This window comes from Streptomyces sp. MnatMP-M17, assembly GCF_900091995.1.
Lineage (GTDB): Bacteria > Actinomycetota > Actinomycetes > Streptomycetales > Streptomycetaceae > Streptomyces.
The window spans coordinates 1-8,988 of record NZ_FMDK01000671.1 but is presented as its reverse complement, the minus strand read 5'-3'; the positions used below and the strand labels follow the sequence as shown (position 1 = coordinate 8,988).

Annotated in this window: 10 protein-coding genes and 1 pseudogene; 5 read left to right on the top strand and 6 right to left on the bottom strand. The window is 69.6% G+C overall.

The genetic code is table 11. From position 1 onward, the window contains the following. Both GA0115259_RS27950 and GA0115259_RS27945 read right to left on the bottom strand, forming a co-directional pair. Positions 1-595: pseudogene (locus tag GA0115259_RS27950) on the bottom strand (hypothetical protein); the annotation flags it as partial. 163 nt (positions 596-758) lie between these two features. Beyond that, complete coding sequence (locus GA0115259_RS27945; protein ID WP_093602179.1) at positions 759-1,358, bottom strand: class I SAM-dependent methyltransferase; 600 nt, start codon at positions 1,356-1,358, stop codon at positions 759-761. Between the two features lie 174 nt (positions 1,359-1,532). Between GA0115259_RS27945 and GA0115259_RS27940 the strand changes: the two genes are divergently transcribed. After that, positions 1,533-1,934 (top strand): YciI family protein, encoded by a 402-nt coding sequence (locus GA0115259_RS27940; protein ID WP_093602177.1) that lies wholly within the window; start codon positions 1,533-1,535, stop codon positions 1,932-1,934. A gap of 171 nt (positions 1,935-2,105) precedes the next feature. Continuing rightward, positions 2,106-3,344, top strand: coding sequence for an RNA polymerase sigma factor (locus GA0115259_RS27935; RefSeq protein ID WP_093602175.1), 1,239 nt, complete (start codon positions 2,106-2,108; stop codon positions 3,342-3,344). 58 nt (positions 3,345-3,402) lie between these two features. On the opposite strand, the gene GA0115259_RS27930 is transcribed toward GA0115259_RS27935, so the two are convergent. After that, positions 3,403-4,023: a CGNR zinc finger domain-containing protein gene (locus GA0115259_RS27930; RefSeq protein ID WP_093602173.1), complete on the bottom strand. Its 621-nt coding sequence runs from the start codon at positions 4,021-4,023 to the stop codon at positions 3,403-3,405. A 103-nt stretch (positions 4,024-4,126) separates the two neighbouring features. Between GA0115259_RS27930 and GA0115259_RS27925 the strand changes: the two genes are divergently transcribed. Then, a complete protein-coding gene (locus GA0115259_RS27925) occupies positions 4,127-4,828 on the top strand; it encodes an SDR family oxidoreductase (protein ID WP_093602171.1) in 702 nt (233 codons plus the stop codon). Positions 4,829-5,034: 206 nt separating this feature from the next. Here GA0115259_RS27925 and GA0115259_RS27920 read toward each other — a convergent pair whose 3' ends face one another. Further along, positions 5,035-5,463 (bottom strand): PPOX class F420-dependent oxidoreductase, encoded by a 429-nt coding sequence (locus tag GA0115259_RS27920; protein ID WP_093602169.1) that lies wholly within the window; start codon positions 5,461-5,463, stop codon positions 5,035-5,037. Positions 5,464-5,620: 157 nt separating this feature from the next. Here GA0115259_RS27920 and GA0115259_RS27915 point away from each other — a divergent pair, with 157 nt between their 5' ends. Then, a complete protein-coding gene (locus tag GA0115259_RS27915) occupies positions 5,621-6,034 on the top strand; it encodes a roadblock/LC7 domain-containing protein (RefSeq protein ID WP_093602167.1) in 414 nt (137 codons plus the stop codon). 139 nt (positions 6,035-6,173) lie between these two features. Next, positions 6,174-7,157, top strand: a complete 984-nt coding sequence (locus GA0115259_RS27910) for a DUF6397 family protein (RefSeq protein ID WP_093602165.1) — start codon at positions 6,174-6,176, stop codon at positions 7,155-7,157. Positions 7,158-7,212: 55 nt separating this feature from the next. Here the strand turns inward: GA0115259_RS27910 and GA0115259_RS27905 are convergent, their stop codons facing one another. Both GA0115259_RS27905 and GA0115259_RS27900 read right to left on the bottom strand, forming a co-directional pair. Further along, complete coding sequence (locus tag GA0115259_RS27905) at positions 7,213-8,187, bottom strand: fibronectin type III domain-containing protein (protein WP_237540547.1); 975 nt, start codon at positions 8,185-8,187, stop codon at positions 7,213-7,215. Positions 8,188-8,375: 188 nt separating this feature from the next. Continuing rightward, the coding region (locus GA0115259_RS27900; protein WP_107469275.1) for a carbonic anhydrase at positions 8,376-8,988 on the bottom strand (613 nt) is incomplete at its 5' end.

Genomic DNA, 8,988 nt, shown 5'->3' with positions numbered 1-8,988 from the left:
CGTGGGTGTCAGTGGCGGAGTCCATGGCCACCGCTCCGGCGAGCCGCTCCCGCCATACCGCCCACTGAAGGGCGACCTCGTCCGCGCCGAGTCGGCGCTGGGCCGGGCCCCAGGCATCGGTGTCGGGCGGTGTGAGCGGACGCCAGGCGCTGTCTTCGTTCCCGCTCCGGTTGGTCTCGGTCCCGTCCGATGGCCCGTTCCCGTTGTCCTCCTCGGTGCCGGGCGCCGGTTCGGGGTCAGGATCGTGCGGTGCGGGCAGACCGGGCGCCCGTACGGACAGGGCGAGCGGCCAGCCGGGCAGCGCGCAGACCACGGTCCGTTCGCCGGGTGAGAGGTCGTACTCGATACCGCAGTCCCAGGACGCGATCGCGACGGCGACCAACGAGACGTCGTCCACCACCACTGTCCAGCGGGCGCCTGTCCGGTCCTGGCCCATGACCAGGCCGTATCCACGGTCGTAGGGCTCCAGCCCGAGGGCGGCGCAGGCCTCCGGATAGTCGTCGCCGAGGACGGCCGGGAACCGCGCGGGTGTGAGCAGCGCGGCGGTCAGCACATACAGCGGGTCATCGTCCATGGAGTCGTCCGTTCCGGCCACGGCACCTCCCCATCCGATCCGTTGTCGGCGCACCCTAGCCAGTGGGCAACCCGGACGTCGAGAGTCCGGAACCAGCCGGTCCTCACAGCGGGCCCTCACCGCCGCTCCATACAGCGGTCTGCCATGGAGCCTTCTGCCCGCCCGTGACCGGTGCGCCGACGGATCAGTCCTGGCGGACCGCCAAGGCCAGAAAGCGGGAGTCCTCATCGGTGTACGACTCCAGCCGCCAGCCGGAATCCGCCAGCAGAGGACGGAGACGGGACTCGGCCCGCAGATCGTCGTCCGTGATCCGCCGTCCCTGCCGGGCGGCCAGCGCGGCACGGCCCAAGGGATGGAACAGCGCCAGCCGACCACCGGTCCGCACCACCCTGGCCAGCTCGCGCAGATTCTCCGTGGGCCGCGGAAGATGAGAGATCAGCCCGGCGCCGAAGACCGCGTCCAGCGAACACGGGCACAGCGGCAGCCGGCCCACATCGGCGAGCAGCAGCCTCCCGATCCGGCCGCGCCCGGCCCGTACGGCTTCTGCCAGCATCTCCGGGGTCAGATCGGCGCCCAGTACCGTGCCCTGCGGGCCCACGGCGGCCCGTAGAGGCGCCAGCGCGCGGCCCGTCCCGCATCCCGCGTCCAGGACCGCGCCGCCGGGGCGCAGCCCGAGGTCGGCGACGGCCGCGGCATAGGCAGGGCCGTCGTCCGGGAAACGGGCGTCCCAGCCGGCCGCCCTGGCACCGAAGAACTCCCGTACCTGTGTGTGATCGTGAGCCATGGCGGCATGATCCCGTAGAAGCGGCCCGTACCGCGACGAGCGGGCGGTGGAGATTGCGGCTAGCTTTTTCTGAGAAATCTCGATGTTCCTCGTCGAGGATGTCGAAATCGCGGCGCGTGCTTCTACCTGTCCGTGAGAGCGCCCCGCAGGGGCCGCGACAGTGAGGAGAAGGTCATGAAGTACATGCTGCTGATGCAGTTCAGTGAGAAGACCGTGGACTTCCCGCCGATCACGGAGTGGGCACCGGAGGAGATCCAGGCCCATATCGCCTTTATGCGCGACACCAACACGAAGCTCGCGGAGGCGGGCGAGCTGGTGACGGCGGAGGGACTGGCGGGTCCCGACCAGGCCAGGATCGTACGGGCCGGAGGCGGCGGGGCGCCCATCGTCACCGAGGGTCCTTACCCTGAGACGAAGGAGTTCCTGGCCGGGTACTGGATCGTCGACTGCGACAGTGCCGAGCGGGCGGTGGAGCTGGCCGCGCATGTGTCCACGGCTCCTGGCCCCGGCGGCAAGCCGTTGAACATGCCGATCGAGGTGCGCCAGGTGATGGCGGGACCGCCCGAGGAGATGTGAGCACTGACTGATCCGATTCCTCTCGCCGATCGAACGACGGAGCCGCGAACCGGCCGGGCCACCAGCCAGGTGGCCGGCCAGGCCGATGGCCAAGCCAGTGGTCCTGCCGCTGGTCAGGCCACTGGTCCGGCCACTGGCCGGTTCACCGGTCCGGGATCCGGTCCCGAGGGCATGTCCGCCGAGGACCTGCTGCGCACGCTGGCGCCGCAGGTCGTCGGCGTGCTCACCCGCCGGTACGGAGACTTCGGCGCGGCCGAGGACGCCGTACAGGAAGCGCTGCTGGCGGCGGCGACCCAGTGGCCCCGCGAGGGCGTGCCAGGTAATCCGCGCGGCTGGCTGATCCAGGTCGCGAGCCGCCGTATGACCGAGCAGGTACGAGGTGAGCAGGCGCGCCGCCGCCGTGAGGATCTGGTGGCCCGACAGGTGCCCGCCGACCGGCAGTCGGCTCCGCCCGCGGACAGCGACGAGTCGGCGGACCGGGACGACTCGCTGATCCTGCTCTTCCTGTGCTGCCACCCCGCGCTGTCACCCACGGCGGCGATCGCCCTGACCCTGCGCTGTGTGGGCGGTCTGACGACGGCCGAGATCGCTCGTGCCTTCATGGTGCCCGAGGCGACCATGGGACAGCGGATCAGCCGGGCCAAGCAGCGGATCAAGGCCTCGGGGATCCCGTTCCTGATGCCGGACGACAAGGATCGCGAGCGTCGGCTGGACGCCGTGCTGCATGTCCTCTATCTGATCTTCAACGAGGGATATGCCACCGGCGAAGGGCCCGAACTGCAACGGGTCGAGCTGTCCCGGGAGGCGATCCGGCTGACCAGGGCCGCGTATGAACTGCTCCCGGACGACTGCGAGGTCGCGGGGCTACTGGCGCTGATGCTGCTCACCCACGCCAGAAGCGCGGCGCGCACCGGCCCGGACGGTGAGCTGATCCCGCTGGCCGAGCAGGACCGGGACCGCTGGGACGACCGTGCGATCGAGGAGGGCACGGCGCTGATCACGGCCACCCTGCCCAAGGGCCCGCTCGGCCCGTATCAGGTCCAGGCGGCGATCGCCGCCGTCCATGACGAGGCGGGGACGGCCGAGGACACCGACTGGCCGCAGATCCTCGCGCTGTACGGAGTGCTGGAGCAGCTCGGCGCCAATCCGGTCGTCTCGCTCAACCGGGCGGTGGCCGTGGCGATGGTGCGTGGCCCGGAGGCGGGGCTCGGCATCGTGGAGTCCCTGGACAAGGAGGGCCGTCTGACCGGGAATCACCGGCTGTCGGTGGTCCGCGCCCATCTGCTGGAGATGGCGGGTGACCGGCAGGGCGCGGTGGAGAACTACCGGGAGGCGGCGCGTCGTACGACCAGCCTTCCGGAGCGCGACTATCTGACGATCCGCGCCGCCCGGCTTGCTACGGCTCCCTGATCCGAGGCCCTAGCCGAGAGGTCCGGGCGCTCGCCGGTCCATTTCGGGCGTTCGCCGATCAGGAAGTACCGTCCTCACGCATCCTTCTGCGCTCCCGTGAAGCGCGGAGATTGGCGGCGTTGCCGCAGACGCGTACGTCGTGCCAGACGCCGCTGTTGTTGCGTGACGTGTCGTAGAAGGCCGACCGGCACCCGATGTTGCGGCACAGCTTCAGCCGGGACCAGACGCCGGCCCGCTGGGCGAGCAGTGTCTCCGACCAGAGCGCTGATTCGAGCCACTGGGGTCCATGGCCGACCGGGACCATCCGTACCTGGCCCTGGAGGTCGGGAGCGAGCCGCACCGTGACGTTGTGATCGACGTCGTGATCGGTCCGGTCGGATCCGGGCACGTCTTCCGGCGTATCGCTTCCCGCCGCGGCGATCAGTGCCTCGAAAGTTGACCTCAGATCGCGCAGCGCCTGCGGATCCGGCGTCGACAGCGAGCAGTCGGGAGCGTCGAGGCCCCGGACCCGGGCCCACTCCTCGGCGGCGCCGGTCAGCCACTCCTCGGCGGACTCGCGACCGGCCAGCAGATCAGGCGCGTACTGCTGGATCGCGCGTGTGTTGATCAGATCCTGCACCAGTGCGAGTCCGTCGGGAGCCTGACGTACGCGGTATCGATTACTGGCCGTCCAAGACATAACCGAATCCTACTTGACTATGTCGTCGGCGGCGAGCACTCTGGCGACAGAGGCAATTTAACTACGCCTATGTCGTTGTGGACCGTCATCCGAGGAGAACGTCATGACCACCGTCAGTGGAGCAACCGTCCTGGTCACTGGTGGACAGCGCGGGCTGGGCCGGGCTTTCGTACAGGAACTGCTGGAGGCGGGAGCCGCCAAGGTGTACGCCACAGCCCGTACGCCCATCGCCGATCCCGACCCCAGGGTCGTTCCCGTACCGCTTGAGGTGACCGACGCGGAGTCGATCGCGGAGCTGGCGCGTATCGCGGACGATGTGTCCATCGTCTTCAACAACGCCGGGATCGGCTCCCTCGGCCCGCTTGTCACGGCCGACCTGGACACCGTGAAGGAGCTCTTCGAGGCCAATGTGTTCGGCGCGCTGAGGATCGCTCAGGCCTTCGCCCCGATCCTGGCGGCCCAGGGCGGCGGCGCGCTGATCGACATCCACTCGGTGCTGTCCTGGGCGGCGGGCAGTGGTGCCTACGGTGCGACGAAGGCGGCCTTCTGGTCGCTCACCAACTCGCTCCGGCTGGAACTGGCTCCGCAGGGCACCCAGGTGGTGGGTGTGCATCTCGGCTACACCGACACCGACATGATCCGGGCGCTGGATGTTCCCAAGGGCGATCCCAGGGCGGTGGCGCGCGAGGTCCTCACCGCGCTGGAGAAGGGCGAGAGCGAGGTACTCGCGGACGACACCAGCCGTTTCTTCAAGTCCGTGCTCTCGGGCCCGGTCGAGGGGCTGAGCCTGCCGAGTGCCGCCTGACGGCCGGGAGACCGGGAGACCGGGAGGCTCCTCGGCCACGGCCGGAGGGGGAGCGGGGCCTGACTGCGCCGAGGGCGGAGTCAGGCCCCACTCCGTTCGCGCGCTGGCAGTCCGTTGCGGGCCGGTCCATTGCTGTCCCGTCGCGGTCCGTTCGGCCGGGCGTCGGGTCCGTTCGGCCGGGCGCGTCAGGCCTCCACGGCAGTCCGTCAGTCCGCCACGGCCGCGAAGGCCGAGACCTTGTCGGCCTTGAGGCGCACCACCAGCTCACCCGGAACTCCGTTGCGCTCCCCGAACTCCCCGGCGCGCTCCTCGCCCACGTACCGTGCGGCGATCCGCGTCGCCCACGCGCGCAACTGCTCCGGCTCCTCGTCGATTTCGGCCCGGCCCTGGATCACCACGAAGGCGAACGGCGGACGTTCGTCGTCCACACACAGCGCTGCCCTGCCCTCACGCAGCAGATTGCGTCCCTTCACGGTCTCCTTGCCGGTGTTGAAGACAAGATCGTCGCCGTCCAGCACAAACCAGACAGGCGCGATATGCGGGCTTCCGTCGGCCCGTACGGTGGACAGCTTCGCCGTGCGTGTCCCTTCGGAGACGAAGGTCCGCCATTCGTCCTTGCTCATGTGTCTCGCCATGCCCGTATTTTCCGTCGGGCACGCGCCCTGCGCGATACGACGCCCCGGGTGTGCGCCGGGGCCCCGAGGTCCGGCGGGCGCTTGCCCGGGAGCGGCGGGTGCGGAAGGCTACGGGGCGTTGCGAGCCAGGAGAACATCTGAACGGGGAGGAACGGCAATGCCACTCGAAAAGGGACTTGACTGGCTGTTGGACGACCTGACCGAGCGGGTCGAGCACCTACAGCACGCGCTGGTCCTGTCCAATGACGGCCTGGTGACGGGAGCCAGCGCGGGACTGGCACGCGAGGACGCGGAGCATCTCGCGGCCGTCTCCTCGGGACTGCACAGCCTTGCCCGCGGGTCGGGGCGCCACTTCAAGGCGGGCCAGGCCCGGCAGACCATGGTCGAGTTCGACGAGGCGCTGCTGTTCGTCACCGCGGCCGGTGACGGCAGTTGTCTGTGTGTACTGACCACGGCCGAGGCCGATGTCGGGCAGGTCGCCTATGAGATGACGCTGCTCGTCAACCGGGTCGGTGAGCATCTCGGAGTCGCGGTCAGGCAAGCGGGCCAGACCAGTCTGAGCGGTCTCTGAGCGGTCTGAGCTGGGCTTTCCGCTCGGCCCGCCGAGTTATCCACAGGCCTGACGGAGAATACGGCTGCCGCGCTACGGTCGTCACCGGGAGTAATCGCGAGTGATCGCGAGTAACGACGACTCACGGGGGGAGACCACCATGTCCGTCAGCGATGCCCAGGGCAACATCCGGAACATCCGGAGCAGCACCATCGGCGACACCATGGACGAGGCGGCGGCGACCGCGGAAAGGAAGCCACGCACGGCGCGTACGGTCGGTGTCGTGCGGGCCGCGCGGGAGCTGGAGCTGAGACGCGGAGAGTTCGAGCTCGCCGCACAGTTGGGTCATATCCGCACCATCGCAGGACCGGCCGCCGGACGGCGGCAGGTCACCCGGCAGGAGATCGACCGCCTGCGGGCGGCGGAGGGATTCCCGGAGGCGCTCCGCGAGCGGGCGCGGACGGTGGGCACGGCGGAGGGCGCGGAGCTCATGACCGTCAGTCCTGGCCGCTTCACCCGGCTGGCACGGGCGGGATTCATCGCTCCGGTGAGGTTCTATCTGAATCGGTACCGCGCGGTTGTCTGGCTCTATCTCGCCGATGAGGTACGGACGTTCGCCGACCGGGAACCGGCTCTGCTCACCGGTCGGCTGCCAGGGCCGCTGCGCCTCGGCCCGGATGCGGAGGAGGACCGGCGTCCGCGCAACTGGCGAGGCAGGCGCGTCGGCCATCTGCTGCACGAGAGCGAGGATCCCTGGGAGCGCGCGGCCGTCGTCGCCTGTGTGCTGGATCCGGCTCTCCTGGCCGAGAGGGTGCCTGACCCGTACGAACGGGCTCAGCTGAACCGGCTGCGGCCCGAGCTCGCTCCCGGCCAGCCGGAGTCGGACGCGGCGCGGGCGACGGTGCGGCGGCTGGTGGTGGCCGACCATCCGGACGAGATCCGATGGCACCGCATGAGCCTGGACACACTCCTGGCGGAGGCCCGGCGCACCCGCCCTGTTCCGCGTTCCGACGGTCCGTACGAGGACGAGGCGCCACCACCGGTGGAGAGAGCACCCGGGCCACCGCGCACGATCGGCCGCAGAGGTCTGCTGAGCCGACTGCGGATCGGCCATGAGCGACGCCAACCGGTACACCGACCATGACGGCTACGCGGCGCGGGCTGTCGTCAGGTGCGGGTCTTAAAGGTGACGACGGCGACTACGGCTGGAGCTCGCCGGTGACGATGGTGCGTTCCGGCGAGAACTTCCCCCAGTTGCCGTCGGGCAGCTTGGCGCGGAGCTTCACCCGGTAGGTCTCGCCGGCCTTCTTGCTCACATACACGCTGTAGGTGGCCCGGCCCTTGGGCGCCTCGCCTCCCCAGATCAAGGTCGTCGCGAAGGCGCCGTCGATATAGATCTGGTACGAGGGGACCTCGCCGCCGGTCTTCGGCGCCAGCCAGGACAGATCGACATAGTGTGCGCCGTCGGCGGCGTGTGTCGCGGCCCGGAAGTCGATCGGAGCGGTGTCGGGATCGTCGCCGGGTCCGCGCGGCGTGGTGATCTCGACGGCTCGGCTGGCCGGCGAGGTGTTGTCCGCCGCGTCCCGGGCGGTGACCGTGAAGCGGTAGTGGGTTCCCGGCCGCAGCCGGGTGATCTGCGCGGAAGTCGCGTCACCGTCCACGCTATGGATCTTGGAGTCGCCCTGGTAGATGTCGTAGGAGGTGATGCCCTGGTCACCGGTGGCCTTGGCCCAGCTCAGCCGGGCGGCTCGCGCGCCGTCGCTCCTGCCCGTCAGCAGCTCCGGGCGGGCGGGTGCTTCCTTGTCCTCCGCGACCGCGGCGGGCGTGGTGACGGCCATCTCTTTGCTGTACGGCGAGAAGGCGCCCTCGTCGGTCCTGGCCCGTACGGAGAAGGTGTACGCGGTCGACGGCTTCAGCCCGGTGACATCGATCATGGTCTTCTCGGCCGGGACGTCCTTGATCTTCGTCTTGCCGCGGTACACCTCATAGCCCTTGATCCCGGCCTTCGCCGGAGGCTGGTTCCACATGACATGGACCGAAGTGGCGCTGCCTGCCTGGACCGTGACTCCGGCCGGAGCCGAAGGCGCCTTGTCCTCCTCGTCGTTCGAGCCGCAGCCGGCCAGTGTGAGGAGGACGGCGGACATGAGCGCGGCAAGACTGACGAACCTGGGCATGGCCGTGTCCTCCACCTGGGGGCAATGGTCTAGACATATATGACACAGGTGTCGCGACCACATCAAGGGGGAGAGGCGTATTCGTTCCCTGGCCGGGACGTACTCCGGCCCCGGCCAGGGATTGTTCGAACGAGGAGAGAAGAAGAGCAAAAGAGAGGGATTGAAGGAGGACCCCGGACAGGCAGTCCCTAGACCCGGTGGACGAGCTGGGTGTTGAGCTCGTAGCGGGCGCCGACGATGGCCAGCTTGCCTTCGGCCACCTTGGCCGCGAGGTCGGGCTCCGCGGCCAGACGTCCGGTCACCCGGGCGACATTGGCGGTGACGGTCGCGTCCACGCGGGCGTCGCCCTCCTCGGAGTGCACGATCGCGGGACGGATCTGGTCGGCCAAGTACTGTATATGGGCCGGGAGTTCCTCACCGGACTCCTCGGCGTGGACGGCCGCGGCCACGGCGCCGCAGGACTGGTGTCCGAGGACGAGGACCAGCGGAATGCCCAGCTCCAGCACACCGTAGGCGATGCTGCCGAGGACGGCCTCGTCGAGGACCTCGCCGGCCGAGCGTACGGTCATCAGATCGCCGAGGCCCTGGTCGAAGACCAGCTCCGGCGGCACCCGGGAGTCGATGCAGCCGAGGACGAGGGCGAAGGGATGCTGTCCCGAGACAAGCGCCTGACGCACGGTCTCGGTCTCGTGAGGGTGCTGCTCCCGGAAGGTCCGCCAGCGGCGATTGCCGTCGGTGAGTTCACGGAGGGCCTCGTCCGGGGTGGCCGGACGCGGGCGGGGCAGCCGCTGGCCTGCGGCG